At 40.7% G+C, this 23849-nt stretch carries 32 protein-coding genes and 1 pseudogene; 21 read left to right on the top strand and 12 right to left on the bottom strand.

What is annotated here, in order from left to right; genetic code table 11:
- The first annotated feature begins 7 nt into the window (after window positions 1-7).
- The 7 genes from J7E38_RS10505 (at window position 8) to J7E38_RS10535 (ending at window position 5515) form a co-directional block, all read left to right on the top strand.
- The gene (locus tag J7E38_RS10505; RefSeq protein ID WP_214705705.1) at window positions 8-901 is read left to right on the top strand and encodes an oxidoreductase; all 894 of its coding nucleotides are present in this window, start codon (window positions 8-10) and stop codon (window positions 899-901) included.
- 184 nt (window positions 902-1085) lie between these two features.
- Window positions 1086-1313 carry a hypothetical protein gene (locus J7E38_RS10510; RefSeq protein WP_214705706.1) on the top strand — a complete coding sequence of 76 codons (228 nt, stop codon included), beginning with the start codon at window positions 1086-1088 and terminating at the stop codon, window positions 1311-1313.
- A 137-nt stretch (window positions 1314-1450) separates the two neighbouring features.
- A complete protein-coding gene (gene adhE, locus J7E38_RS10515) occupies window positions 1451-4054 on the top strand; it encodes a bifunctional acetaldehyde-CoA/alcohol dehydrogenase (RefSeq protein ID WP_214705707.1) in 2604 nt (867 codons plus the stop codon).
- A gap of 157 nt (window positions 4055-4211) precedes the next feature.
- Window positions 4212-4646, top strand: a complete 435-nt coding sequence (locus J7E38_RS10520) for an Hsp20/alpha crystallin family protein (RefSeq protein ID WP_214705708.1) — start codon at window positions 4212-4214, stop codon at window positions 4644-4646.
- A 15-nt stretch (window positions 4647-4661) separates the two neighbouring features.
- On the top strand, window positions 4662-4865 hold the full coding sequence (locus J7E38_RS10525; protein ID WP_214705709.1) for a hypothetical protein: 204 nt from the start codon (window positions 4662-4664) through the stop codon (window positions 4863-4865).
- Window positions 4858-5211, top strand: coding sequence for a hypothetical protein (locus tag J7E38_RS10530; RefSeq protein WP_214705710.1), 354 nt, complete (start codon window positions 4858-4860; stop codon window positions 5209-5211). The genes J7E38_RS10525 and J7E38_RS10530 overlap by 8 nt, the downstream gene beginning before the upstream one ends.
- The gene (locus J7E38_RS10535; protein ID WP_214705711.1) at window positions 5186-5515 is read left to right on the top strand and encodes a hypothetical protein; all 330 of its coding nucleotides are present in this window, start codon (window positions 5186-5188) and stop codon (window positions 5513-5515) included. Before J7E38_RS10530 ends, J7E38_RS10535 begins: the two co-directional genes overlap by 26 nt.
- Window positions 5516-5552: 37 nt before the next feature.
- Here J7E38_RS10535 and J7E38_RS10540 read toward each other — a convergent pair whose 3' ends face one another.
- From J7E38_RS10540 to J7E38_RS10555, 4 genes are all read right to left on the bottom strand, one after another.
- Complete coding sequence (locus J7E38_RS10540) at window positions 5553-6251, bottom strand: DUF421 domain-containing protein (RefSeq protein WP_214705712.1); 699 nt, start codon at window positions 6249-6251, stop codon at window positions 5553-5555.
- A gap of 60 nt (window positions 6252-6311) precedes the next feature.
- A complete protein-coding gene (locus J7E38_RS10545) occupies window positions 6312-6527 on the bottom strand; it encodes a hypothetical protein (RefSeq protein ID WP_214705713.1) in 216 nt (71 codons plus the stop codon).
- Between the two features lie 14 nt (window positions 6528-6541).
- The gene (locus tag J7E38_RS10550; protein WP_214705714.1) at window positions 6542-6787 is read right to left on the bottom strand and encodes a hypothetical protein; all 246 of its coding nucleotides are present in this window, start codon (window positions 6785-6787) and stop codon (window positions 6542-6544) included.
- 157 nt (window positions 6788-6944) lie between these two features.
- Window positions 6945-7145 carry a cold-shock protein gene (locus J7E38_RS10555; protein WP_044392209.1) on the bottom strand — a complete coding sequence of 67 codons (201 nt, stop codon included), beginning with the start codon at window positions 7143-7145 and terminating at the stop codon, window positions 6945-6947.
- A 318-nt stretch (window positions 7146-7463) separates the two neighbouring features.
- On the opposite strand from J7E38_RS10555, the gene J7E38_RS10560 reads away from it, so the two are divergent.
- Together J7E38_RS10560 and J7E38_RS24090 are read left to right on the top strand one after the other, a co-directional pair.
- Window positions 7464-7646 carry a hypothetical protein gene (locus tag J7E38_RS10560; RefSeq protein WP_214705715.1) on the top strand — a complete coding sequence of 61 codons (183 nt, stop codon included), beginning with the start codon at window positions 7464-7466 and terminating at the stop codon, window positions 7644-7646.
- 19 nt (window positions 7647-7665) lie between these two features.
- The gene (locus J7E38_RS24090; RefSeq protein WP_285291723.1) at window positions 7666-7791 is read left to right on the top strand and encodes a hypothetical protein; all 126 of its coding nucleotides are present in this window, start codon (window positions 7666-7668) and stop codon (window positions 7789-7791) included.
- A gap of 87 nt (window positions 7792-7878) precedes the next feature.
- Here J7E38_RS24090 and bioB read toward each other — a convergent pair whose 3' ends face one another.
- Both bioB and J7E38_RS10570 read right to left on the bottom strand, forming a co-directional pair.
- Window positions 7879-8877, bottom strand: a complete 999-nt coding sequence (gene bioB, locus J7E38_RS10565) for a biotin synthase BioB (RefSeq protein ID WP_215038438.1) — start codon at window positions 8875-8877, stop codon at window positions 7879-7881.
- Between the two features lie 21 nt (window positions 8878-8898).
- Entirely contained in the window at window positions 8899-9489 is a 591-nt protein-coding gene (locus J7E38_RS10570) for a biotin transporter BioY (protein ID WP_214705717.1), read from the bottom strand.
- Window positions 9490-9668: 179 nt separating this feature from the next.
- Between J7E38_RS10570 and J7E38_RS10575 the strand changes: the two genes are divergently transcribed.
- Both J7E38_RS10575 and J7E38_RS23880 read left to right on the top strand, forming a co-directional pair.
- Window positions 9669-10436 (top strand): NAD-dependent protein deacylase, encoded by a 768-nt coding sequence (locus tag J7E38_RS10575; RefSeq protein ID WP_214705718.1) that lies wholly within the window; start codon window positions 9669-9671, stop codon window positions 10434-10436.
- Between the two features lie 309 nt (window positions 10437-10745).
- Window positions 10746-10973 (top strand): annotated as a pseudogene (locus J7E38_RS23880) (transposase); the annotation flags it as partial.
- A 62-nt stretch (window positions 10974-11035) separates the two neighbouring features.
- On the opposite strand, the gene J7E38_RS10585 reads toward J7E38_RS23880, so the two are convergent.
- The gene (locus tag J7E38_RS10585; RefSeq protein WP_214705720.1) at window positions 11036-11344 is read right to left on the bottom strand and encodes a hypothetical protein; all 309 of its coding nucleotides are present in this window, start codon (window positions 11342-11344) and stop codon (window positions 11036-11038) included.
- Window positions 11345-11492: 148 nt separating this feature from the next.
- On the opposite strand from J7E38_RS10585, the gene J7E38_RS10590 reads away from it, so the two are divergent.
- Both J7E38_RS10590 and J7E38_RS10595 read left to right on the top strand, forming a co-directional pair.
- Window positions 11493-12458, top strand: coding sequence for an alpha/beta hydrolase (locus J7E38_RS10590; protein ID WP_214705721.1), 966 nt, complete (start codon window positions 11493-11495; stop codon window positions 12456-12458).
- Between the two features lie 155 nt (window positions 12459-12613).
- Entirely contained in the window at window positions 12614-13063 is a 450-nt protein-coding gene (locus tag J7E38_RS10595) for an SRPBCC family protein (protein WP_214705722.1), read from the top strand.
- Window positions 13064-13103: 40 nt separating this feature from the next.
- Here the strand turns inward: J7E38_RS10595 and J7E38_RS10600 are convergent, their stop codons facing one another.
- Window positions 13104-13406 (bottom strand): hypothetical protein, encoded by a 303-nt coding sequence (locus J7E38_RS10600; protein ID WP_214705723.1) that lies wholly within the window; start codon window positions 13404-13406, stop codon window positions 13104-13106.
- A gap of 121 nt (window positions 13407-13527) precedes the next feature.
- On the opposite strand from J7E38_RS10600, the gene J7E38_RS10605 reads away from it, so the two are divergent.
- Window positions 13528-14241 (top strand): DUF2161 domain-containing phosphodiesterase, encoded by a 714-nt coding sequence (locus J7E38_RS10605; protein ID WP_214705724.1) that lies wholly within the window; start codon window positions 13528-13530, stop codon window positions 14239-14241.
- Window positions 14242-14747: 506 nt separating this feature from the next.
- Here the strand turns inward: J7E38_RS10605 and J7E38_RS10610 are convergent.
- Window positions 14748-15614: a TetR/AcrR family transcriptional regulator gene (locus J7E38_RS10610; RefSeq protein WP_214705725.1), complete on the bottom strand. Its 867-nt coding sequence runs from the start codon at window positions 15612-15614 to the stop codon at window positions 14748-14750.
- 185 nt (window positions 15615-15799) lie between these two features.
- On the opposite strand from J7E38_RS10610, the gene J7E38_RS10615 reads away from it, so the two are divergent.
- From J7E38_RS10615 to J7E38_RS10625, 3 genes are all read left to right on the top strand, one after another.
- Window positions 15800-17338 (top strand): DHA2 family efflux MFS transporter permease subunit, encoded by a 1539-nt coding sequence (locus J7E38_RS10615; protein ID WP_214705726.1) that lies wholly within the window; start codon window positions 15800-15802, stop codon window positions 17336-17338.
- Between the two features lie 72 nt (window positions 17339-17410).
- On the top strand, window positions 17411-17749 hold the full coding sequence (locus tag J7E38_RS10620) for a nuclear transport factor 2 family protein (RefSeq protein ID WP_214705727.1): 339 nt from the start codon (window positions 17411-17413) through the stop codon (window positions 17747-17749).
- Window positions 17750-18009: 260 nt separating this feature from the next.
- Window positions 18010-18168 carry a hypothetical protein gene (locus J7E38_RS10625; protein WP_214705728.1) on the top strand — a complete coding sequence of 53 codons (159 nt, stop codon included), beginning with the start codon at window positions 18010-18012 and terminating at the stop codon, window positions 18166-18168.
- Between the two features lie 24 nt (window positions 18169-18192).
- On the opposite strand, the gene J7E38_RS10630 is transcribed toward J7E38_RS10625, so the two are convergent.
- Complete coding sequence (locus tag J7E38_RS10630; protein WP_214705729.1) at window positions 18193-19029, bottom strand: GDSL-type esterase/lipase family protein; 837 nt, start codon at window positions 19027-19029, stop codon at window positions 18193-18195.
- 245 nt (window positions 19030-19274) lie between these two features.
- On the opposite strand from J7E38_RS10630, the gene J7E38_RS10635 reads away from it, so the two are divergent.
- Entirely contained in the window at window positions 19275-20642 is a 1368-nt protein-coding gene (locus tag J7E38_RS10635) for an MATE family efflux transporter (protein ID WP_214705730.1), read from the top strand.
- A 103-nt stretch (window positions 20643-20745) separates the two neighbouring features.
- Window positions 20746-21267, top strand: coding sequence for a DUF1572 family protein (locus J7E38_RS10640; protein ID WP_214705731.1), 522 nt, complete (start codon window positions 20746-20748; stop codon window positions 21265-21267).
- A gap of 27 nt (window positions 21268-21294) precedes the next feature.
- On the opposite strand, the gene J7E38_RS10645 is transcribed toward J7E38_RS10640, so the two are convergent.
- Complete coding sequence (locus J7E38_RS10645) at window positions 21295-21723, bottom strand: DUF4395 domain-containing protein (protein WP_214705732.1); 429 nt, start codon at window positions 21721-21723, stop codon at window positions 21295-21297.
- 170 nt (window positions 21724-21893) lie between these two features.
- On the opposite strand from J7E38_RS10645, the gene J7E38_RS10650 reads away from it, so the two are divergent.
- Window positions 21894-22907 carry a VanW family protein gene (locus J7E38_RS10650; RefSeq protein WP_214705733.1) on the top strand — a complete coding sequence of 338 codons (1014 nt, stop codon included), beginning with the start codon at window positions 21894-21896 and terminating at the stop codon, window positions 22905-22907.
- Between the two features lie 108 nt (window positions 22908-23015).
- On the top strand, window positions 23016-23165 hold the full coding sequence (locus J7E38_RS10655) for a hypothetical protein (RefSeq protein WP_214705734.1): 150 nt from the start codon (window positions 23016-23018) through the stop codon (window positions 23163-23165).
- A 402-nt stretch (window positions 23166-23567) separates the two neighbouring features.
- On the opposite strand, the gene J7E38_RS10660 is transcribed toward J7E38_RS10655, so the two are convergent.
- Complete coding sequence (locus J7E38_RS10660) at window positions 23568-23786, bottom strand: hypothetical protein (RefSeq protein WP_214705735.1); 219 nt, start codon at window positions 23784-23786, stop codon at window positions 23568-23570.
- Window positions 23787-23849: the final 63 nt, after the last annotated feature.

Here is a 23849-nt window from a genome sequence, read left to right on the forward strand (position 1 = left end):
TGTAATCATGTTATTAGAGAATTTAACAGGAAAAACCGCCATCATCACTGGTGCAAACAGCGGGATAGGCTTTGAGGCAGCGAAGGATTTTTCTGCAAAAGGAGCATTTGTCATCCTGGCTGTTAGGAACATGGAAAAGGGTAAGGCAGCGGTCGAAGCTATCCTCCAGGGGAATCCCCAGGCAAAAATAAAACTTATGAAGCTTGATCTCGCAGACTTGCAAAGTGTTCGCGGTTTCACCAAGGACTTCGTGGAAGAATACGATTCTCTGGATCTTTTAATCAATAATGCCGGAGTCATGATTCCGCCTTATGGAAAGACTAAGGATGGATTTGAACTTCAGTTTGGCAGCAATCACCTTGGCCATTTTGCATTAACGGGGCTCCTGTTGCCGTTTTTAAAAACAACCCCTGGATCCCGTGTGGTGACTTTAAGCAGTATTGCCCATAGAGGAGCCAAAATAGACTTTGACAATTTAGATGGCTCAAAAGGATATAAGGCAATGAAGTTTTATGGACAGAGTAAGCTTGCCAACCTTTTATTTGCCAAAGAGTTGGATAACCGCTTCAAACAGCACGGACTGGAGTGTATCAGTGTTGCCTGCCATCCGGGGATTTCCAATACGAATCTATTCCATCTAGGGAAGGGCCAAACTCCCGCACTTCGGAAAGGGATGGTGAAATTCTTTACTCAACCTGCCGAGAAGGGAGCTATGCCCACCATTTTTGCTGCTACTGAAGAATGTCTGCAGGGCGGTGAATATATCGGTCCAGATGGTAGAGGGAACCGCAAGGGGAATCCAGCAATTGAAGTTCCAGCAGCAGGAGTGTACAACAAAGAGATCATGAAAAAACTATGGACTGTTTCTGAAGAATTAACAGATGTTAGATATACTTTTTAAAAGGCTCTATAATAGAGCCTTATTATTTTAAAATAGCAATAAAAATGTAAGCGTTATCATACTAACTGACAATGGTGTTGTTCACATTGGTAAATTATAGTTCAAATATTGTTCAATATTTCACATACTATTATTCTTTCAATATGATAATCTTTAATTAGAAAGAAAAAAAGGAGTGATCAAAATGATGTACTGCGAATTCAAACCATTCTCCACCGATACTGAGACTTATACACAGGAAATGCTTGAGGAGCTAATCGGTGATGAATTCGAAGCAATGATGTTCAAGGATGATGAGAAAATTCCAGCCTATATCTGGACAGTCAATTTTGTGGTCATAGTCAAAAGAAGTACAAAATTTCTAACAGACATCAGCTTTGAAAAGATCCCCAGGAATCCAGTTTGTGAGTGATTTTTTTTGAGACTATTTGTGAAATATTTCACAAGAAAACTTCTTTAGTTTTGTAAACACATAAACAAAGACTTCTGCAAAAAAAAAGGAATAGCAAATTGAACAATCATCCCAATGTTTTAAGGAGGTCCTGAAAAATGGGCACAGTTGAAAAAGTGGTTAAATCGCAACCTTCCGTTGCTGAAATGATTGATGGTTTAGTCGTGAAAGGCTTGAACGCCTTAGCAAAAATGCGTGAGCTGGACCAGGAAGCAGTCAACCGGATTGTGAAGGAAATGGCGCTGGCAGGACTTGACCAGCACATGCAACTCGCAAAGATGGCAGTCGAAGAAACAAAACGCGGAGTTTATGAAGACAAGATTATCAAGAACATGTTTGCTACTGAATATGTTTACCACAATATAAAGTACGATAAAACTGCTGGGATCATAGATGAAAATGAGCATGAAGGCATGATTACCATTGCGGAGCCTGTTGGAGTGATTGCCGGAGTGACACCTGTGACGAATCCAACCTCGACAACCATGTTCAAAGCCCTTATATCCATCAAAACACGCAACCCAATCATTTTCGCTTTCCATCCATCTGCTCAAAAATGCAGCAGTGAAGCGGCAAAAATTCTTCGCGATGCTGCCATTAAGGCAGGGGCTCCTGAAGACTGTGTGCAATGGATCGAACAGCCTTCACTTGAAGCCACTCAGGCATTGATGAATCATCCTAAAATATCGATGATTCTGGCTACTGGCGGCGCAGGGATGGTAAAGTCAGCATACAGCTCAGGAAAACCTGCACTGGGCGTGGGACCAGGCAATGTCCCTTGTTATATTGAACGGACAGCAAATGTGAAGAGGGCAGTCAATGATCTGATTTTATCCAAAACATTCGATAATGGAATGATTTGTGCTTCTGAACAGGCAGTCATCATTGACAAGGAAATCTATCACGATGTCAAATCTGAAATGATTGCGAACAGCTGCTACTTTTTAAATGAGGAAGAAAGGACAAAAATAGAGAAGCTGGTCATCAATGAACAATCTTGTGCCGTAAATGCTGACATCGTGGGCATGCCAGCACATAAAATTGCGGCAATGGCAGGTGTGGAGGTGCCGGATGATACAAAAATCCTTATTGCAGAGCTTAAAGGTGTCGGGCCGGAATTTCCACTATCACGCGAAAAATTAAGTCCTGTACTTGCTTGCTATAAAGTGAACGGAACGGAAGAAGGCCTGAAGCGTGCGGAAGAAATGCTGGAGTTCGGTGGCCTTGGCCATTCAGCTGTCATACACTCGACAAGCGATGAGGTAATTAAATCATTCGGCCTGCGAATGAAGGCGGGGCGTATAATTGTCAATGCCCCATCATCTCAAGGCGCAATCGGCGATATCTATAATGCCTACCTCCCATCCCTGACACTTGGCTGTGGCACATATGGAGGCAACTCCGTATCCACAAACGTCGGTGCCGCCAACCTGATCAATGTGAAAAAAGTAGCGAGAAGGAATGTGAATATGCAGTGGTTTAAAGTGCCTTCAAAGATCTATTTTGAGAAAAACTCGACACAATACCTGGCAAAAATGCCCAAAATATCGAAGGCCTTTATTGTCACAGATCCGGGAATGGTGAAGCTAGGTTATGTCGACCGAGTCCTATACCACTTAAGAAAGCGTCCGGATTATGTTCACTGTGAGATCTTCTCAGAAGTGGAACCAGATCCATCAATCGAAACCGTTATGAAGGGCGCTGATATGATGGCAAACTTCGAGCCGGATGTCATCATCGCACTTGGCGGCGGATCAGCAATGGACGCAGCAAAAGGGATGTGGCTGTTTTATGAGTACCCAGAAGCGGACTTCCATGGATTGAAACAAAAATTCCTGGATATTCGCAAACGGATAGTCAAATACCCCCACTTGGGACGGAAAGCCCAATTTGTGGCTATCCCAACAACATCGGGTACGGGTTCTGAAGTGACTTCCTTCTCGGTGATTACTGATAAAAAGGCGAACATTAAATATCCGCTCGCCGATTATGAGTTGACACCTGATGTGGCTATTATCGACCCGCAATTTGTCATGACAGTGCCAAAGCATATCACTGCAGATACCGGTATGGACGTTTTGACACATGCAATCGAAGCCTATGTCAGCTGCATGGCCAATGACTATACTGACGGCCTTGCAATCAAAGCAATCCAGTTAATATTTGAATATCTGCCAAGAGCCTACCGAAACGGACAGGATGAACTGGCCCGAGAGAAGGTGCACAATGCCTCCACGATTGCCGGAATGGCATTTGCCAATGCGTTCCTTGGAATTAACCACAGTCTTGCCCATAAGCTGGGAGCTGAATTCCATATTGCGCATGGCCGTGCAAACACTATTCTGATGCCGCATGTCATACGTTATAACGCAACCAAACCGAAAAAGTTCACAGCTTTCCCTAAATACGAAAGCTTTGTCGCAGACCAGCGTTATGCGGAAATCGCGCGGATTCTCGGCTTGCCTGCACGAACTATTGAAGAAGGAGTCGAAAGCCTTGTCCAGGCAATCATCAGGCTCGCGAGCGAAATGGAAATCCCGATGAGCATCGAAGCGAACGGAGTTGTCAAAGCTGAATTCGAATCGAAGGTCGATCAGCTTGCAGATCGTGCATTTGAGGACCAATGTACAACGGCTAACCCTAAACTTCCGCTGGTATCAGAGCTCGCCGAAATTTATCGTTCCGCTTTTAAGGGAATATAACGGATAGAAGGGTGGAACAACTTGTTCCATCCTTTTTGCAGTCATATTTTCCGTGGTTACAATTTGATGAACATCGTTGGGAGGATCTTTTCGAATAAGGTCTAATTTCCACTCTTTAAAATATATATACAGTAACTAATTATTGTCTGGAGGAAGTATGAGCCGAAGGAAAAGCGATCATTCAATGGCGGAAGCCAGGAGAATACTTGGTCAGGATTTTTTCGAAGCGGTTTCTGATATTCTTCCCCTTGTGGGACCGAGAATCGATATGTTCCAGGGTGAACATGAAGTGATAATCGTTGCCGAGTTACCCGGACTTGTAGCGAGGGAGGATGTGAATCTGTCTTTAGATGGATACAATTTATCCATTAAGGGAGAATTAAAGCGCCCTTATGTGTCAGATGAAGAAAAACTGTTGATTAACGAACGGGCTGGCGGACCATTCGAGAGAAATCTGAAAATCCCTCATGAGTGTAACCTTAATCATATTCAGGCTGACTTTTTAAATGGGCTTCTTTTTATCCGTATACCATATGTTCAACAGCATTCTACTCATAGTCGGGAGTCAATCCAAATCAACTTCCACAGCTGACCAGGAGATGATGATATGACCAAGATCCATTTCAAAAAAATAGACATAAATAATATCACAAATAGTTCCGGGCTGCATACTGGCGTCAACATTCAATATAACCGAAAAAAAAGAGCCAACATTGCTGAGGGATTTGGGAATATTAATGGAAAGTTGAACAAAATTTCAAAAAATGTTTCCGTTTCTGAACGAAAAAACGGTGATATCCCACATGGATAATCAGGCTCTTGTAAAAATGATTCAAAATCTCACTGAAAAAATTGACGCAATGCAGAAAAACGAGTTTCATATTCATATTGAAAAAGTCACCGTGGATCACCTTCAATTAGATGAGCTAGCCTATCATCTTGATAAAATAGATATAAAAGAACTCAGCGGTATGATGAACTTGGGGAATTCTTTTAGTCCAAATCTAGAAACTGTAAAATCCCAATCTAAAAGCCCACAATACAAAAATGAAAAAAATGATTCCAAGGAAAAGCCGAATAGTCATAGCAAGCCGCTGAAGAAGGATGAACCGGTTTTGAGTGTTAACATCAATGGAAAAGAAATCTTGTTGGACTGAAGGGGGCGGGAAAATGAAAACGCTGAGCCCTGCCTTTTATATAGGCTCGATTAAGATTGGGACTATACAGGATGCTTCTTGTGTTAATTTTGGCAACAGCTTTCCAATGGATTTTTCAAGCCAAAAAAGTCAAAAACAGGGTTTCGGGAGTATAAGTGGTGACAATAATGACATACATGATATTATATCAAGGCTTACTCAAAGAAATTTTGCTGAGATTTTCGGGGATGACGGGGAAACTGAGCAGCCAGAATGGCTGGAGGCTCTTTTGAAATCCCAGGAGGTAGAAATTGAACAAAAATGAAAAGGTCCTGCGCGATGATGAAGCGGGACCTCTTTTTTCAATGCAATAAATCATCTCTTTTATCGATATACAGATTTCCATCAGGCTGTACTTCCGCATAGAAGACATCATCCACTGACTGGACTCCAGCCAGCTGCAGCTGTTCATGAAGCCAGGTTTGATCCTTATTCATCTTGGCCAGGTTCTTAAGATTCATTTTTCCGTCCGCTACAAGCTCTGTAGATAGTGGAACAAAATTCCCTTGAGGCATCGCAATGTTCATGTCACTTTTCGTGACTGTTTGTTTATTATCTTTTTTCATGACCGACAATTTCCCGTCTGTTTCAAAGATGGCATATTCCACATCGTTCAAAGAAAATATGCTTTGCTGACGCAGTAAAGCTTGCAGTGAGTCTGTATCCAGCCGTGTTTGCCTTAAGGCATCCTCCATTATTTTTCCCTTTTTGATTACGATAACAGGATCACCCATTAGCAGCTTTCTTGCTTTTTTAGATTTTATATGAATAAAGTCGGTGAAAACCGTAAAAACAGCCCATCCAAGCAACGCAATAATTCCATTAAGTATGCTTACACTTGGATTTACGACCAGTGCGGCTGCTATTGACCCAAACGCAATGGCGGATACAAGGTTAAAGAAGGTCATCTGGCTGATTTCTTTTCGGCCAGACCACCTTGCCATCGAAAATAAGACAATAAAGCCAATTGCAATTCTTAGAATTAATTCTAACTGATTCAATTATAATCCCGCCTTTTTCGATTTTCTTGTAAATTATTTGCGTATGGGCGGGGGATTATTCTAGGTGACAGTTTTTATGACCTCAAATCCATTTTCATCCTTAACAATGCTCAAGTTCCGGAATAATTCATTTTGATCACCTGTGACCGTAAAACCGTTATTTGACTTTGAGGTTGTAACAAAATTCATATTAAAATTCGAACCAAAAAATACTCCTGAAGAACTGTTGATACTATTGACATTAATGATTCCAAAAGTAATTTTTATTGTATTCATGGCTTACCCTGCCATTAAAAAGCCTGGCCCTGGCTGGAAGGCTGGATATCCGGATCTGCATTAGGCTGGTCTATACCGTCATTATCACTGATCAAATCCAGGTTCCCAAAATAAACATTTCCCTGTCCGGTGCCGAAAATGCCGTTGTTTTGCTTGGTCGGTGAATTCCATCCTGTTTGGGTATTTCCTCCGATGAATACTCCGGCATTACTTTGCATAGAATTGACATTTATACAATTAAATAAAACACTATTAGCCATGTTTAATACCTCCCAAAAAGCAACCCTTTATTACATTTATTCTGTATGAATGGAATATGTGAATTTTACGCAGTTAATCGAAGGATCTTTGAAGGGGAGAGGGCAAAATAAAAAGAAGGTCCCTTAGGGAACCTTCTTCTTTTCAGCAAAACTAAAATTATAGTTTTGTTACGTTAGCAGCTTGTGGTCCGCGAGCGCCTTGCTCAACGTCGAAAGATACTTTTTGACCTTCGTCTAATGATTTGAAACCTTCAGATTGGATAGCAGAGAAGTGTACGAATACGTCGTCTCCACCTTCGCGCTCGATGAATCCAAAACCTTTTTCTGCGTTAAACCATTTTACTGTACCTTGTTCCATTACTGTTACCTCCTAGTGCAATTCGCACAAATGTTACTATCCTTGCCCAAAGTGATCATTAAGACGAAATAATTTCTATCCTTTACACCGAACAAAAATAATTCTATTTCATCATAACAGATACTGGAATCAATAGCAAACGCAAAAAAGAGATTTCGTCCTATTGTCCTAATTTCAGATAATGATTCTTTCATTCAACTTTCAGATAACCACTTTTTTCTATCTTTTGGAGGATGGAGGACGAATACTTGTTATTCAATTCAAGAGAATGTCACCCTGAAAATAACAAATAATAAACAGAAAAGGAGGGTGAGTATATTGGGAAAATGGAATGAAGAGGGAGCACCTAATAACAATTTGTCTGCAGGGACAATAGCAAGTTCCAAGCTTGTAGGAAAAGAAGGACTGGAAGCGCACGAGTTTTCGGAAGAACTTTCGGATGGGGGAGAGAGGAATAAAGCCATCGACGAACAATTAAAGCAACACCAGCCGGGAATGTAAACAAGAAAGGAAGACAGGAATGAAAAAAGAGAATCGATATATGGATAAAAGGGGAGACTTCACTGCACCTCCTGAGGGTGCGGCTGATTATCCTAAACGGCCGGAACACCAGAAGATCAATCAAAACAATAAAAAGAAGAAATGAATTGAAAAGATGCCTGGCTTTTAGGTGCCAGGCATCTTTCTTTTATTAATTTGAGAGTCGGTTTCAAAGCAACCTCTCTGGGCTGTTTTAAATTTCAACTCCATTTTTCTCTTTGTTAAATTCAATTTCAAATCCAAGGTCTTGAAGCATTTTATGGTCAGCAGTTGTATCTTGTCCTGCTGTTGTCAGATAATCGCCAACAAAGATTGAGTTGGCAGGATAGAGGCCTAAAGACTGTAAGCTTCTTAGGTTAACCTCTCGGCCGCCTGATATCCTGATTTCTTTTGACGGGTTAATGAATCGCATCAGGCATAGGACTTTTAGGCAGTAGCGCGGATTTAATTCATCCGTCCCTGCAAGCGGGGTACCCTCAATTGCATGGAGGAAATTAACCGGGATGGAATCGGCATCTAGAACCTTCAGGCTCCTGGCCATATCAACGACATCTATCTTTGATTCCCTCATTCCAATAATAACTCCAGAGCAAGGGGAAATTCCGCTGTTTTTAATTAGTTCAACCGTATTTACTCGATCCTGATATGTATGTGATGTGGTGATTGACTCATGATGACTTGCAGATGTATTAAGATTGTGATTATATCGATCCACACCAGCCGCTTTTAGCTTTTCTGCCTGGGATGGTTTAAGGATTCCCAGGCATGCGCATACTTTAAGGCCAAACTTCACTTTAATTTCCTGAACAGCTGAGGATACTGTATCAAGTTCTTTTTCGCTTGGCCCTCTGCCGCTGGCTACAATACAATAAGTACCTGCGTTGAGATTGTAAGCTTGTTCAGCACCCTGGAGGATGGTTTCTTTGTCCATCATTCGATACTTATCGATAGGGGCATTCGAGACGCTTGATTGCGCACAGTAACCGCAGTTTTCAGGGCATAGACCTGATTTTGTATTAATTATCATATTAAGCTTAACTTTATTGCCAAAATGATGGTGGCGAATTGTGTATGCAGCCTGGAGCAATTCCAGCAGTTCTTGGTCCGGACAATCCAGTATACTGATTGCTTCTTCATCCGTCAGTTCGCCGCCTTCAAGAACGCTAAAGGCTAACTTTTTCCAGTATGACATCATGGACCCCCTTTTGTTTTTTTAAGCCGCTTTTCTTAAATGTTTAAAGTTTGGCTTGGAAAGTACTGTTTTTTCCAGTCTGTGAGCCATCATACCAGCAAACACAGCAAGGATTATGTCTTTTGGAAGAGGAGCGACCATCCAAAGCCATGCCAATTTATAAGTAAATCCTTCTGGAGCAGCAGCCCAGAATTTATAGGCAAAATACATCCAGTTCGTTCCGAATACATAGTTGATCACGAGGCCAACCAGGGATGCGATGATGAAAGCAGAAAGTGTCCTATGCTTCTCAACCATTTTGCCTGCAACATAGGCTGTTAGAATGAATGATAGAATAAATCCAAAGGTTGGACTGATCACTGTAGAAAATCCTGCTCCAAACTTAGCAAATATAGGGACGCCTACCAATCCTACGAAGGCGTAGACAGTCATTGATATAGCTCCCAGCCTGCTTCCCAGGATAATCCCTGCTAAAATCGCAAAGAAGGTTTGAAGAGTGATTGGTACTCCGCCCACTACCATAAAAGGTACAAACGAAGTAATATTTGCCCCAATCGCCATAAGACCGACGAACATGGAAGCCAGAGTGAGATCAAGTGCTTTAAACTTCATGTTATTTGCTCTCCTTTTCTATAATCTAAATTCAGGATAAACTTTCTGAATTATTTATGTCAACCAAAAATTATTTAAGTTAACAATTATAATGAAAGCGAAACCAAACACTTTTGCCACTCAAGTATTTAATTTATAATTTAGATTATAAACTTCCAGAAATGACAGGGGATGGTATTATGGACACAATCCAATCATGTAGCGAAATAGTTGCCAATTCAAAAAATATTGTCGTATTGACAGGTGCTGGAATAAGTACAGAGTCTGGTATTAAAGACTTTCGTTCACGGACTGGAATCTATCATCATGCTCCGGAATATATCCTTTCAATCGATTATTTTCATGAGCAACCCAAGTCTTTTTATGAATTTGCTTTCTCCAATCTTTACCATCCGAATGCCTTGCCCAATAAAGGCCATCAAATTCTGGCAAAGTGGGAGCAGGAAGGGCGTATTGATTGGATCATCACTCAAAATATTGACGGACTGCATCAAAAAGCAGGAAGTAAGAAGGTTATAGAATTCCATGGGACGATGAAAACAGCAACTTGCCAAAATTGTGGCAAAAAGTATACTTCAGATGATTTGCTGATTAGGAAGCAAACTGATGAAAAGTTTTTTGTTTGCAGGGAATGTGAGGCTGATCAAGATTTTTCTCCTCTTATTAAACCAGATGTTGTTTTGTTTGGAGATGCAGGTGAATGGTTTACAGCTGGGGGATTTGAAAAAATTTTAAATAGAATCGCAGAAGCCGATTGTTTAGTCATTTTAGGCACAAGCCTAAAAGTAACACCGTTTTCAGCATTTCCTCAATATAAAAACAATGATACTCCTATGATCATCATCAATAAAGGGGACACACCATATGACTTTGCCCCTGACACTTTTGTCATCCGGGATTCCATTGGAAGAACCTTAAGTGAAATTGATAGCTATCTAAATAAATAAAAGGTGCACGATTTCTGATATGCTCCCCTTTAGGTAGACAGATTAAAAAATAAAAATCTGTTTATTTAAAGAGGAATATTTATTATGTCAAAAAGGGCCCATTTCCTCCAAAACAAAATCACAATCATAAAGGCATTGGAAAGTGGAAGTCACACCATTTCTGAGCTTGTATACACATATAAGGTAGCTAAAAGAGCAATCTATAATTGGGTATATAGATATGAAAAATACGGAGTGGATGGATTAAAAGAATCCACTACCTGTAGTTTTCAGTATACCCATCTCGGATTCAAACGAAGAATAGATGAAGCACAGATGACTCAAAGTATGTCCCGAGTCGGAAGATGTATTGACAATAGTCCAATGGAATCCTTTTGGGGATCACTGAAAAGCGAAAAGTATTACCTGGAGAAATATAAGACCTTTGAAGAACTATCTGCGGCGATTGATGAGTACATATACTTTTATAATCATGAACGTTACCAAAAAAGATTAAACGGCCTTAGCCCCCTAGAATTTAGGGCTAAAGCCGCTTAGATTGTTTATATTATTTACACTGTCTACTTGACGGGGAGCAGTTCATTCCCGTGCACCAACCTTTACCTTATTCGATTATTCATTTCCCGTTCAGGCAGCGGCCTGTCTATATCGATCTGTTTATCGGTTTCAATTGCCGGATTTTCGGATGGATCATCTTCGTAATCCTTAAATGCAGATTCTCCCATATCAAGTTCTCCTGGACTGAAGGCATTCACAGGGTATTCCTTCGTCCTTTTCTTCTCAACGTTATAGCCTGAAATCGAACTATTGACCTGGTTTTGTTTTTTTCCCTTAATGCCTTCGATGGATTCTATCTCTTCTTTCTCATTTTTATAAGATTTAAGGATATGCTTTTTCTCGATTTCCATACCGATCAGCCTCCTAACGGTTTTAATTACTTATACCCAATAAAATACTTGTCTTAACGTTTTGTATTTTTTGCCAGATGGGTCATTTTCATCTGTTAATCTGGTAAAATATTTTTAAAAGAAAAGTTGGGATAAAGGGGACGAAGAATTGAAGAAGAAAATCATTTGGACAATCAGCGGGGTGTTTTTAACCATAGTCATACTATTGATTGCTGCAGGTAATTATTTTTATGGTGTGGCGATTAACCGCAGCCATGATGCTGTGGACCTGCATGGAGGGGGCGAGAGTGTAACAGCTGCGACTCTTACAAGCGATGACGAGAAGCAGAGGAAACTTGAGGAGATTATGGAATGGACCGAAAAGCAGAAGTTTGAAATGGTTGAAATAGAATCCGAAGATGGTCTTAAGCTGAAAGCCCGTTTTTTAAAAAATGAAAAACCAGGATCCAAAGCTGTGATTCTTGCTCACGGTTATAAAGGGAACAGCGAACAAATGCCTGGCATAACAAAATATTATTATGAACAGGGTTACGATGTACTTAAACCGGATGCCCGTGGTCACGGGTTGAGTGAAGGGGATTATATAGGGTATGGCTGGCATGACCGCAAGGATTTGGTAAGATGGTCACAATATTTAGTTGATCAGAAGGAGGAGGATACTATCTTCCTGCACGGCTTCTCTATGGGTGCTGCAACAGTACTGATGGCCAGTGGCGAAAAGCTTCCTCAGCAGGTTAAAGGAATTATTGCTGACAGTGGCTATACAACAGTTCAAGAGGAGCTGAGCCATCAGCTGAAATACCTCTACAATCTACCCTCATTCCCGGTCATGCAGGTTACCAGCGCAGTAACGAAAATCAGGGCAGGCTATTCTTTTCCAGAAGCTTCAGCCATTGAAAGTATTAAAAAAAATCACCTTCCTCTATTCATTATTCACGGTGATCAGGATCAATTGGTCCCAACAGAAATGGGGAAGAGAATCTATGATAAAGCAAACAGCCCCAAGGAGCTATGGATTGTCCCTGGAGCAGGTCACACTGAGGCATATACCATTGCCGAGCAGGAATATCAGGACAAATTGAAGTCATTCTGGTCTTCAGCAATAGGAAATTAAATCGATGAAAAATAGTTGAAGTGAACACACCTATTAGTGGTGTGTTTTTTCATTTAATGTTTGATTTAGGCTCAATAAGGAACAAAGTATAAAAAACGTCAGAAGACATATATCTGGTAGAGGAGCAAATTTTTCACCGAAAAGGAGAGGGAGCAATGCCTGAAGGGAAACATGAAATTACAATTGATGTACCAATAGAAAATGTATGGGATTTCGTAAAGGATATGGATAACTGGGCCCCGTTATTGCCAGGGTATATCAGTCATGAAAAATTGAATGAAAAACAATCAATTTGGACCTTTAAGGAAACAGTTGGTGTTCTGAAGAAAAAAATCAGTTTGCAAGTCACCATTAAAGAATGGGTAGAGCCTAGCAGGGTTACATTCGACCTTAAAGGAATCAATGAAAACCTGTCAGGGAATGGTTATTTTAAGGCAGAGCCGATTGGGGTGAACAAGACGAGGATGACTGGATATCTAGAGATGACGGCAGAAGGAGCCCTAGCCCCGGTCATGAATGCGGTAATGAAAACTTCATTGCCAAAAAGCGGCCAGGAATTAACCACCGCAATCGCTGAGGAACTCGAGGGACGTAAAGCAATTTGACAGGTATAAAAACAGGGAGCCTCGCATCTTTGCAGGCTCCCTATTCAGTTTTTTCAATTCTTACCGGACCATCAATACGCCCGCTTTTATCGAAATAGACGATAACCTTGTCGCCGTTGCCAATAGTTTCTCCAGGCTGCACTTTTTCCTTTTTAAAATAAATGGTTTTACCGTTACCTTCCCCATAATAACCTGACGAATCAACCTTGTTGATTGTATATTCTTCTGTAAAATATTCATATTTAACTTCGTTCGAGCTTTTCCTGGCTTGGTCCATTTCGATATTCAGAAAAACCATCAGACCCAGAAGGAGTGTTAATAAAAATAAGACAAGACCTCTCATAACTTTTCCTCCAACACTTCATCACCAAACAGTATATGCCCATTGCTTGTCTAAATGACCTCTCACTTTATAAAGTTTGCTATAATTATAGGAAAACTGCAGGATGGACAGAGGTTGGAGCATGACTAAATTATTTGAAGCCGATTTATACGAGCCGATTCGGAAGCACTTCACAAAACAGGGGTACCGGGTTAATGGAGAGGTCCATGATTGTGATTTAACAGCATTAAAAGATGAAGAACTTATCATCGTGGAATTAAAGCTTATACTAAATATTGAACTGCTCCTTCAGGCAACGAGAAGGCTGCGCTTAACTGATATGGTGTACATAGCAATCCCAAAACCGAAGAGGATGTCCAGGAAACGCTGGAATGATGTTATTCACCTGGTAAAGAGGCTGGAAATCGGCCTGATTGTCGTTACGTTTGCCGGAAATCGGAAAACTGTTGAATTTAAGGTTCATCCCGAACCATTCAATCGCAAGGCAACCAAGAACCGGCGAAAAAAAGCAGCATTGATTAAGGAAATTGAGGGAAGAAGTGCTGACTTCAATGTCGGCGGCAGCAACAAAAGCAAGATCATGACCGCCTATAAAGAAAATTGCATCCAAATAGCCTGTTATCTTGAAAAACTTGGACAGATGTCACCAAAAGCACTCGTTGCCCTCGGTACAGGCGAAAAGACCCCATCAATCCTTCAGAAAAACTATTATAAATGGTTTGAAAGAGTTGAGAGAGGCATATACGTACTATCAGATCAGGGAAAGGCAGAACTCAAGGATTATCCTGAACTCGTAGCGTATTATTCAGCGACACTGGAAGAACCGGGTCAATGATATGTACCCAGATTGACGGGGAATCGCCAAAAGCGGACACATAAAACAAGGTATTTGCCCGGATTGACGGGGAATCGCCAAAACGGGGCACATAAAAGAAGGATATGTGCCCAGACTGACGAGGAATCAAAAAACGGGGCACATAAAGAAGAATATAAGCCTGGGCTGAAGCAGATCGCAAAAATGTATCACATAAAGAAAGATTTTAAAAAAATGCTCTGTTAAAGCTGAATGTGATTTTTAAACCCTGTTGATTGTAGTGGAAGGCGCGTAGACTCCTCCGAAAATGCTAACGCATTTCCATCGTGCGTGGGCTGATTCAGGAAGCTAATCAATGTCCTGCGGGCGCAGCTGGTCAGGTGAGACCCCGCAGGAGCAAAAGCGACGAGGAGGCTCAGCGCCTGGAACGAAAATCAACAGCCTTTTTTAACAGAGCCTAATTAAAAAAGCACGGACAGTAAATCAAATGTTGATTTCTGCCGTGCTTTTTTTGCTTTCAAAGTTCTTTATGCTTTTTCAAGCAAATGTTCGTCTATTAAACCCTGCAATTCCTTTATTTCTCGATCAAAATCAGCTGACATTGAGAAAAGGATACTATCGACTAAAAACTTTCTCGGTGCCTTGGAGCGAAGTTCTTCTTCAATAAAATTGAGCTTTAGGAGATGATCTTTATTTTCGCAATCAAGCTTTTTTAACCGAGAAATAACAGAATGGATTTTGGACCTCCAGTCGAGGGCTTCTCTATTTGAAACAGGAAGCCATGCATCAAGGAGTTCGGGAGACAGTAAGTATTCCTGAGACATCGTCACTTCCTCAATCAGGTTTAGAATTCGGGTTACACTAAAGCGAACAACGGGAAGCATGCTCGCCGAATCACCGTTGGCTTTACGATAAAACCGGACGTTTTGTATTAGAATCCCATTTAGCATGATAGCAGCGTCCAGAAGATATGGCCTGCAAAGATCATCAGTAATGTTTTCAAGCCGGTCTGAATACCATCGCAAAGTTTTCATTTGGCCTATTTCAATGAATTTCTTCAGTTCTTTATCTCCGGAAAAATAGACTTCCTCAAAAAGCGGGATGATTTTATTTTCCCTGTTGGCTGTCATCTGGAGCTCGATTTGCCTTATGAAAACTTCAGGATCACTTGGATCCTGACCAAGCAATAAGGCGTCCCGGGCCATTTCCATTTTCCTGAAAGCGGCCCTGAAGATTTCCATGAGCAGCTCATTTTTCGATAAAAAATAATTATAAAAGGTTCCTTTTGATATTCCGCTGTAATCAAGGATATCCTGAATAGAGGTGGAGTGGAATCCTTTTTCTATGAAAAGCTCGTGAGCTTTATCGATAACATTACGTTTTCTATCGTTCATTTCATCACCTTAACCCTTTTTGAACCGGTTGTATAAAAAATATACTACATTAAATTTTCGGACTTTACAAACCCTTTAATAACAGCGGTTTAAAAGTATTGCAAAAAATGGACCGATGGTATATGCTATTGTCTATGCAAACACATTGTTGACAAATTTGTGAACAATAGAGGGGGAAATTCAGAATGGAAAAAAACTTTCAAGCGCCCGAAAAACCGCAGTACGGTATTCTCGCGGTATTGATTGTCGGAGCTTTTATAGCATTTTTAAATAATACATTGCTTAATATAGCCTTGCCATCCATCATGGCAGACTTAAAAGTGGAGGCTACAACAGTACAGTGGCTGACAACAGGCTTCATGCTTGTCAGCGGAGTCATGATTCCGCTTAGTGCCTATTTGATTCAGAAGTACTCAGTAAGGCGTTTATTCTTAGTCGCAATGGGTTTATTCACTGCAGGTACTATTTTGGCTGGTGCAGCACATGTTTTCCCATTATTATTAGCAGGCAGGATGATCCAGGCATCAGGTACTGCCATCATGATGCCATTATTGATGAATGTCATGCTCGTCAGTTTCCCGATTGAAAAACGGGGAACTGCCATGGGTGTTTTTGGCCTGGTATTGATGTTCGCACCTGCAATTGGTCCAACACTTTCCGGCTGGCTAATAGAACATTACGACTGGAGAATGCTATTCCATTTTGTGACACCAATCGCAGCCTTGGTTTTATTGCTCGGCTTCATAATGCTTAAAGATAAAAAGGAAAAAGTAAATATGAATCTGGATGTCATTTCTCTTACATTATCCAGTATCGGTTTTGGCGGACTGCTGTATGGATTTAGCTCTGCGGGTTCAAAAGGCTGGGATAGTCCGAATGTTTACGTAACATTAACAATCGGTACTGTGTCATTGGTTACATTTATTCTTCGCCAGTTGAGACAAGATAATCCAATGCTTAATTTCAGGATTTATAAATACCCAATGTTCGCCTTATCATCAGCTATTTCGATGATTGTAACCATGGCGATGTTCTCAGCTATGCTTTTATTACCGATTTACGTGCAGACCATTAGGGGAATTTCTCCAATGGATGCTGGGTTGATGCTTTTGCCAGGAGCAATAATAATGGCAATCATGTCACCTATTACCGGACGTTTATTTGATAAATTCGGCGGACGTGCTCTGGCGATTATTGGTCTAACGATTACACTAGTAACGAGCTATTATTTCAGCCAGCTATCATTGGAAACAACGTATACCCAGTTGATCATTCTTTACACCCTTCGTATGTTCGGGATGTCAATGGTCAATATGCCAGTTTCCACAAATGGCTTAAACCAATTACCTGCAAAATATTATCCACATGGCACAGCTATGAATAATACGATGCAGCAGGTGTCAGGTGCAATTGGTACGGCGTTGTTGGTTACAGTAATGACTACGCGTGCAAAAAGTTATGGTACAGAGCTGGCAGCGAATGCTTTTAAACAGGCTGCTGCAGCAGGGAAAGCTGTAACTCCGGCTGCCAAGGCTGAAATGGAACAGCAAATTGCCATGCAGGCAATGCTGCATGGAATCAATGATGCCTTTTATGTGACAGTATTCCTTTCAGCCCTTGCGTTGGTGCTTGCTTTCTTTATCAAACGAGCAACTCAGGCAGAAGATACAATTGGCAAAAAAGCTCCTGCCAAGAAACACTCTCATAAATTAGCCAATAATTAAGATGAACCCCCTGGATGTCAGGGGGTTTTTTAGTATAATAATCTAAAATACGCTTGGGAAAGGATGGCTAGTATGAAAAAGACGCCCGAAATGCTCGCACAGCAACAACTTGATGCTTACAATAAACAAGATTTGGAAGAGTTTTTGTCGGTTTACAGCGATGATGTGCTAATAATGGAGTTTCCATCAAATGCTATCACCACAAACGGAATCGAAGAAATGAGGGTTCGCTACAAAAAGTTATTTGAGGACCATCCCAACAACCATGCTGAATTATTGGCAAGGATTGTACATGATAACAAGGTAGTCGATCATGAGCTTGTAACTGGCAGGGGGAACAGCGAACCCAAAAAAGCTGTTGCCATTTATGAAATGACTGAAGAGAAAATAGCGAAGGTTTGGTTTTTATAAACTATAACGGCAGAAATCATACCTGAAAAACGAGCCAGACGTTGTATGACTATGGGTCTGGCTTGTTATTCAAACCTGTTAAAGCAATCCATTTTCGGTATTGGTATCCCGTTATAATTTTTTATCTGCGAGGGAGTCTAATTGTTACAACCCTAAATTAATCTTTTTTAGGGTTTGGCAATCAGAGTCAGGCTGACGCGACGAAATTTATCGATTCAAAAAATATATAAAACAAAGAATGTTAAAGGAGGTGTCTGAAGATGATGAACATGAAGAAAGATTGGGAAGATCCAGATGATAAAAATGGAATCGCCCAATTATTTGGTCTCGATAAAGAAACGAGTCTGCAATCTGTCAATTTTGCTACAACAGAAAGTGTTCTGTTAAATGAACATTTTCAGGAAGATCCTCAAAAATAAAGAAAGCCAGGCATATAGCCCAGCTTATTTTTCGCGGTTTGCCAATACGGCATCCGCTTTATGCTGTTGTTGGAATTGTTCCAGCATCTGGTTTGAAATCGCTGTGTTCCCTAACGGATTGGGATGAACTCCGTCAGTGGACAGATATTGCAAATTCTCACTGTTGATGACGTTCGTTGTTTGGACCACGATGGAATATGGTGTTTCTTTTGCTGTTTCATAAATCATTAAATTCCATTTTGGAAGCAGTTTGTCTGCTAATGAGTAAAATTGATGATCAGTTGGCATTGGATTATACAGCTCAAGAAAAACAATAGTCGCTGCTGGATTCAATTCTTTGATTCGAGTGGTGATTTCGGTAAGATTTTTTGAAAATCCTCCTTGAAGACTGTCAAAAGACTTAAGTGCACTATAGATATCACTTTTCTTGACGAGTTTTAGGATGTCATTACCGCCTACGTTTAGGGTAATTAGATCCGCCTCTTTTATTTCCTCATCATATACTCCGTCCTGTACCAGCACGTTCAATCGTTCGCTGGTGATCCCTATAATTCCTTCATTTTGAGATATGACTTGTTTGCCGGTTTCAACACCAAGCTTGCTTGAAAATTGACTGATGAAATTTTCTTCTTCAGAAATTCGATACCCGCGGATGATTGAGTCCCCGAGCGCAAGATGGTTGATTGTACTGTCAGGTGATGTACGGTAATAATCTATATAAGTAAGCTTATTGGTTTTTTCAGTTACAGGAGCACTTTCCTGTTTCATCTTATTAAGCTGGTATTGGGGATAGTAAATCCATGCGGAAATAGACAAGGCAGAAATGAGAGATAAGAGCAGAAAGTACTTTATGATTTTCATGATGTTCACTCCTCGATATATGTCTATTGTATCAAGGATTTCGCAGAAAATAATTAGGGGGGTATTTCCATTTTTTAAAATAATAATAATATTTAGTTATCCAAAAAAAATCCCATCGAACTGGTTAGATTTTGTTATACTAGACAAGACTGCTTTGACTTGAAGTTTTACTGTCGCAAAGCCACTTATGCAGTCATATATAGGAAAAGAGACTTATATTACTACTATATTCAAGGAGTACACAGATGTACCAGACTTTTTCGACAAAAGAAAAAATAAAGCAGATTTTTGTCTTGCTGATCCCTATCCTGATTACGCAATTGGGGATGTTCTCAATGGTCTTTTTCAATACCATTATGTCAGGAAAATATAATTCCTCGGACCTGGCTGGTGTAGCGATTGGATCATCAATCTGGAGCCCTGTATTCACAGGCCTTAGCGGGATTCTGCTGGCGGTATCACCAATTGCAGCCCAGCGTTTTGGTGAAAAGAAGGGAAAAGAGGTAGCTTCCATACTGACACATGGAATATATTTAGCTTTTATCATCGCCATAATAGTTATTATCTTGGGTGTTTTTCTGCTAAATCCTATCTTATATGCAATGAATTTACCTGAAAGTGTACATGAAACGGCGTATCGGTACCTTGCAGGATTAGGTTACGGGATTATTCCCCTGTTTATTTTTAATGTCTTGCGGTCATTCATATATGCTCTTGGTAAAACAAGAGTGGTCATGTATATCCTGCTCATGTCCCTGCCAATCAACTTTTTCCTTAATTATGTCCTGATTTTTGGATATTGGGGCTTCCCGGAGCTTGGAGGTGCGGGTGCTGGTTATGCCACGTCCATTACCTATTATGTAATTGCTGCAATGACAGCCGTAGTCATTATCAAACAACAGCCATTTTCAGATTTTGTTGGGCTGGAATACTTCAAGGAATTTTCGGGAGAGAAAGTAAAAGAAATATTGAAAATCGGTGTTCCGATGGGTTTGTCCATCTTTTTTGAAACGAGCATGTTTGCTGTCGTCACGATATTAATCAGTAAGTTCAATATCACGACGATTGCAGCCTATCAATCGGCGTTGAATATTGTCTCATTTCTTTATATGATCCCGATGAGTATTTCGATGGCATTAACTGTATTGGTTGGGTTCGAAGTAGGTGCCCGCCGTTACAAGGATGCCAAAATATACAGCTGGCTGGGGATTTATTTGGCAGCGCTAATTGCTATTGGTGCAGGATTGCTTGTCGTGTTATTCCGTTATAAGGTGGCAGGTTTTTACTCAAATGAGCCCGCCGTTATTGCGTTAACCGGCCAATTTTTGATTTATGCGTTATTCTTTATGATTTCTGACGCCATTCAGGCTACTGCGCTGGCGGCCCTTCGTGGATATAAGGATGTGAATATATCCTTCGTCATCACGCTGATTGCCTACTGGCTCATCTGCCTGCCGGTAGGTTACCTGCTAGCACACAATACCGGTCTTGAAGCTTCCGGATATTGGGTTGGCCTTACGACGGGATTGCTGGCAGCCGGGATCTCTTTGTCACTAAGATTGATCTATATCCAAAAAAGAAGATTCGGTACCGATATGGCCGAGGCTGTTTAAAGAGGTTCCTTTTGGAATCTCTTTTTTATATTCCTTTATTTGGTACTTCCGAAGGAATTAATGGTCCTTGTGAGGAATATTTAAAACAAGGGAGGTGAATTTAATGGCATATTTAAAAATTGCTTATGAAAATTTCCAAAGTATTAAGAATCAAGCGGAAAGAGCCATGTCTCAATTGAGTATTGAACAGCTAATTTATTCTCCTAACAAAGAATCAAACAGCATAGCGATCATTGCCAAACATATGAGCGGTAACCTCAAATCAAGGTTTCGGGATTTCTTGACTACCGACGGCGAAAAACCCGACCGTGACCGGGATGGAGAATTCGAAGGCGCTTTTCACTCGAAAGAAGATTTACTCCATTCCTGGAATGAGGGCTGGTCTATCCTTTTTGAAACACTTTCAAAATTAACAGAAGACGATCTTACTTCAACGGTATATATAAGAAGTGAGCCACATAATGCCATGCAAGCCATCCAACGCCAAATTGTCCATCAGTCAAGTCATTCTGGACAAATTGTCTATCTGGCGAAGATGCTTAAAAATGACGAATGGGAAACACTCAGCATCCCAAGAGGAAAGTCACAGCAATTCAACAAAACCATGAATCAGGGGGAGAAATAAGAAAGAGAGACCAACAAGGGGTCTCTCTCAAGAGGTGGATGCGTGCTTTGCTTTGTATTTGCTCCATTGGAAACGAATGAAACAGCCGATGCAGAATCCAAGAATGGCTATAAATGCTGCCATTGCAACCATGATGGTGAAGAAGTAACCAAGCCCTGTATATCCACTCGCGAAAGAAACAAGGCCTCCTGCTAAACAAATGACAGCAATTTTTTGGTTGAACTGTTGCTGTTCCCAATCTTCAGGAATATATTTGGAAGAATCTTTTTTCAAAAAATGCCTGGCAGCCCTCATGACTGGGTTGTATCCAAATAATAATCCTGATAATCCTGCCGCTAATGGTAAACTCAATATCCATTCAAAACCTGTTAACCAGGCAGCAACCACACTAATGACGATGAACCATTGATTTGTCCTTACTAAAGGCTGAGGAACCGATTGTATTTTATCAGTCAAAACAAATCCGACCTTTCTTATTGGTTTATAAGTATTTTACCTTTTTTTATATGAAATGTTAAGCATAAGAAAAAAAATAATAAAACATCGCTGACCTTGAAATATGGAAAAGTATTCCTGAATATAATGGAATGCTGCATAAATTATATATAGGAATGATGGGGGAAGGTATGGGGCGATTTATTAAGGGTGTATGGATTTTAATTCTGGCAGCATGCATTGGAGTGTCTGGCTGTGCTCAACAGACTTCGACGAAGGATGAAACGGAACAGAAAGTTGTCGAGCCATCTGATGATCAAATAGCCGAAGAAGAAGAAGAAGAGGTACAAGAAGAACAGGAACCAGAAGTCGTTGAGCCAATTGTAGTGAATGTCATTGAACCCACAACACAAGAAGTTATCAAGTCGCTGACGCCAATTGAGTTGGGTTTTGGTACAGATGATGAAAAATATAGGTCCGAGCTGGAAAAGTGGGCGCGTGAACTGGCCCGAGGTACAGAAACGGATCCTGGTTTTGACAGACGAATGATTCCCGATAAGCTGGGGCCAGACGGCCAGGTAATCAAGGGGAGCCCACTCATTATTTTGGAAGAGGCGGAACTGGTAGAGAGCATCATTGAGGTTTCTGAAAAAGGAGGGACTGTCGAACTGCCGCTCTATGTGACGGCAAGCAGCTACGAATTGAATGATGCAGCCAGGCTCGATGAGGTCGTTGTCGGTAAATATACAACATTTTTTAATGCGGGTGTTGCCGGAAGGACAAAGAACATCGAGTTGTCAGCCAAGGCGATTAACAATGTCATTTTGGGAGTAGGGGATGTCTTTTCATTCAACACAACGGTCGGTCCGAGTGATGAAGCACATGGTTACCAGCCTGCAGAGGAAATAGTGAACAAAAAACTGGTAATGGGCATTGGGGGAGGAATCTGCCAGACTTCTTCAACCTTATTCAATGCGGTCGATGTTCTTGGGGTTGGATATGTAGAAAAACATCATCATTCGCTTTCAGTCGGTTATGTGCCAAAGGGAAGGGACGCCACTGTTTCATACGGAGGCAAGGATTTCAGGTTTGAAAACACAACTGGTGTGCCATTATTGTTAAAAGCAATTGTCAGCAAGGGCAGCCTCACTGTTGAAGTGAGAACTTCAAAAGACTATCAGCCCCAAATGAAAAAGGGAATCTAAGGGCTTAAAAATAATCCGTCATAAGACGTAGAAAGAATCAATCCAATGGTGAATGTTTCCATTTTCGCCTTCCTGTATTCTTGAATTAAGAATAGGGAGGCGGTTTAAATGGAAATGAATTATCTTGCATTAGAATATATTTGGAATTCAAAACAGGAAGAATTAAAGCGGAAAGCTAGCTTTAGAGAAACTTACCAGCTTTATTCAAAATCTAACCAGTTCGACTGTATCCGTGCAATAAGGAGGGAGAATAAATAAAAATAATTAAATACCTAATGTTTACGTCAGGTTTTGTGATTTTGCAGATCGTGATTGGGAAGTTCCAGCAATTTTTTGAGACTGTCGGAATGGAGACATTTAGACTCTATCCCTGGAGCTTCCTTTCTGTATTATTGTATTTTCCATTAGGTGTTTATCTTGGAATTCCGGGACTGCTTAAGGAAACCCAGCGTAACGGTAATTGGAAAGTAAATTGGCTGAAAATTCTCTTTCTGGTTCATTCCTTTCTCTTATCCAATCCCGGATTTTTTGGTAGATACCCATTTAACATTTAAGTTGGCAATGATTGGGGCAGGCTTCATCTTCATGAATAGTATTGAAAAAGAAAACAGCGGATGAGAAGACATCCGCTGTTTTTCCTTATTCATTCATTTGGAGATTTTATGAGGAACGTTTCTTTTCGTTTACATTCACCAACAGTCCACGCTTAATCCAATAATCCAGATGGTCAACAGGAAAGACACTTCGATTTTCAGCATTGTTCATTTGGATGATCACACTGCTTTCTGAAACCTCTAAAACCTTTAACCGGTCAGAGTTATACATATTCGGCATAAACCCATGCCTGATTTCAAACTCCATATTATGTTTATATTCCATTAAAAACCCTCCAGGATTTCTTTATGGATATAATATTTGCCAGAAACAGATGAATTATCCATT

It is taken from the genome of Bacillus sp. ISL-35 (genome assembly GCF_018613355.1).
Classification (GTDB): Bacteria; Bacillota; Bacilli; order Bacillales; family Cytobacillaceae; genus Mesobacillus.

Coding starts and splice junctions, on each gene's coding strand:
- J7E38_RS10505 (WP_214705705.1), top strand. CDS start 8: ATGTTATTAGAGAATTTAACAGGAAAAACCGCCATCATCACTGGTGCA.
- J7E38_RS10510 (WP_214705706.1), top strand. CDS start 1,086: ATGATGTACTGCGAATTCAAACCATTCTCCACCGATACTGAGACTTAT.
- adhE (WP_214705707.1), top strand. CDS start 1,451: ATGGGCACAGTTGAAAAAGTGGTTAAATCGCAACCTTCCGTTGCTGAA.
- J7E38_RS10520 (WP_214705708.1), top strand. CDS start 4,212: ATGAGCCGAAGGAAAAGCGATCATTCAATGGCGGAAGCCAGGAGAATA.
- J7E38_RS10525 (WP_214705709.1), top strand. CDS start 4,662: ATGACCAAGATCCATTTCAAAAAAATAGACATAAATAATATCACAAAT.
- J7E38_RS10530 (WP_214705710.1), top strand. CDS start 4,858: ATGGATAATCAGGCTCTTGTAAAAATGATTCAAAATCTCACTGAAAAA.
- J7E38_RS10535 (WP_214705711.1), top strand. CDS start 5,186: ATGGAAAAGAAATCTTGTTGGACTGAAGGGGGCGGGAAAATGAAAACG.
- J7E38_RS10545 (WP_214705713.1), bottom strand. CDS start 6,527: ATGAATACAATAAAAATTACTTTTGGAATCATTAATGTCAATAGTATC.
- J7E38_RS10550 (WP_214705714.1), bottom strand. CDS start 6,787: ATGGCTAATAGTGTTTTATTTAATTGTATAAATGTCAATTCTATGCAA.
- J7E38_RS10555 (WP_044392209.1), bottom strand. CDS start 7,145: ATGGAACAAGGTACAGTAAAATGGTTTAACGCAGAAAAAGGTTTTGGA.
- J7E38_RS24090 (WP_285291723.1), top strand. CDS start 7,666: ATGAAAAAAGAGAATCGATATATGGATAAAAGGGGAGACTTCACTGCA.
- bioB (WP_215038438.1), bottom strand. CDS start 8,877: ATGTCATACTGGAAAAAGTTAGCCTTTAGCGTTCTTGAAGGCGGCGAA.
- J7E38_RS10570 (WP_214705717.1), bottom strand. CDS start 9,489: ATGAAGTTTAAAGCACTTGATCTCACTCTGGCTTCCATGTTCGTCGGT.
- J7E38_RS10575 (WP_214705718.1), top strand. CDS start 9,669: ATGGACACAATCCAATCATGTAGCGAAATAGTTGCCAATTCAAAAAAT.
- J7E38_RS10585 (WP_214705720.1), bottom strand. CDS start 11,344: ATGGAAATCGAGAAAAAGCATATCCTTAAATCTTATAAAAATGAGAAA.
- J7E38_RS10595 (WP_214705722.1), top strand. CDS start 12,614: ATGCCTGAAGGGAAACATGAAATTACAATTGATGTACCAATAGAAAAT.
- J7E38_RS10600 (WP_214705723.1), bottom strand. CDS start 13,406: ATGAGAGGTCTTGTCTTATTTTTATTAACACTCCTTCTGGGTCTGATG.
- J7E38_RS10605 (WP_214705724.1), top strand. CDS start 13,528: ATGACTAAATTATTTGAAGCCGATTTATACGAGCCGATTCGGAAGCAC.
- J7E38_RS10610 (WP_214705725.1), bottom strand. CDS start 15,614: ATGAACGATAGAAAACGTAATGTTATCGATAAAGCTCACGAGCTTTTC.
- J7E38_RS10615 (WP_214705726.1), top strand. CDS start 15,800: ATGGAAAAAAACTTTCAAGCGCCCGAAAAACCGCAGTACGGTATTCTC.
- J7E38_RS10620 (WP_214705727.1), top strand. CDS start 17,411: ATGAAAAAGACGCCCGAAATGCTCGCACAGCAACAACTTGATGCTTAC.
- J7E38_RS10625 (WP_214705728.1), top strand. CDS start 18,010: ATGATGAACATGAAGAAAGATTGGGAAGATCCAGATGATAAAAATGGA.
- J7E38_RS10630 (WP_214705729.1), bottom strand. CDS start 19,029: ATGAAAATCATAAAGTACTTTCTGCTCTTATCTCTCATTTCTGCCTTG.
- J7E38_RS10635 (WP_214705730.1), top strand. CDS start 19,275: ATGTACCAGACTTTTTCGACAAAAGAAAAAATAAAGCAGATTTTTGTC.
- J7E38_RS10640 (WP_214705731.1), top strand. CDS start 20,746: ATGGCATATTTAAAAATTGCTTATGAAAATTTCCAAAGTATTAAGAAT.
- J7E38_RS10650 (WP_214705733.1), top strand. CDS start 21,894: ATGGGGCGATTTATTAAGGGTGTATGGATTTTAATTCTGGCAGCATGC.
- J7E38_RS10655 (WP_214705734.1), top strand. CDS start 23,016: ATGGAAATGAATTATCTTGCATTAGAATATATTTGGAATTCAAAACAG.
- J7E38_RS10660 (WP_214705735.1), bottom strand. CDS start 23,786: ATGGAATATAAACATAATATGGAGTTTGAAATCAGGCATGGGTTTATG.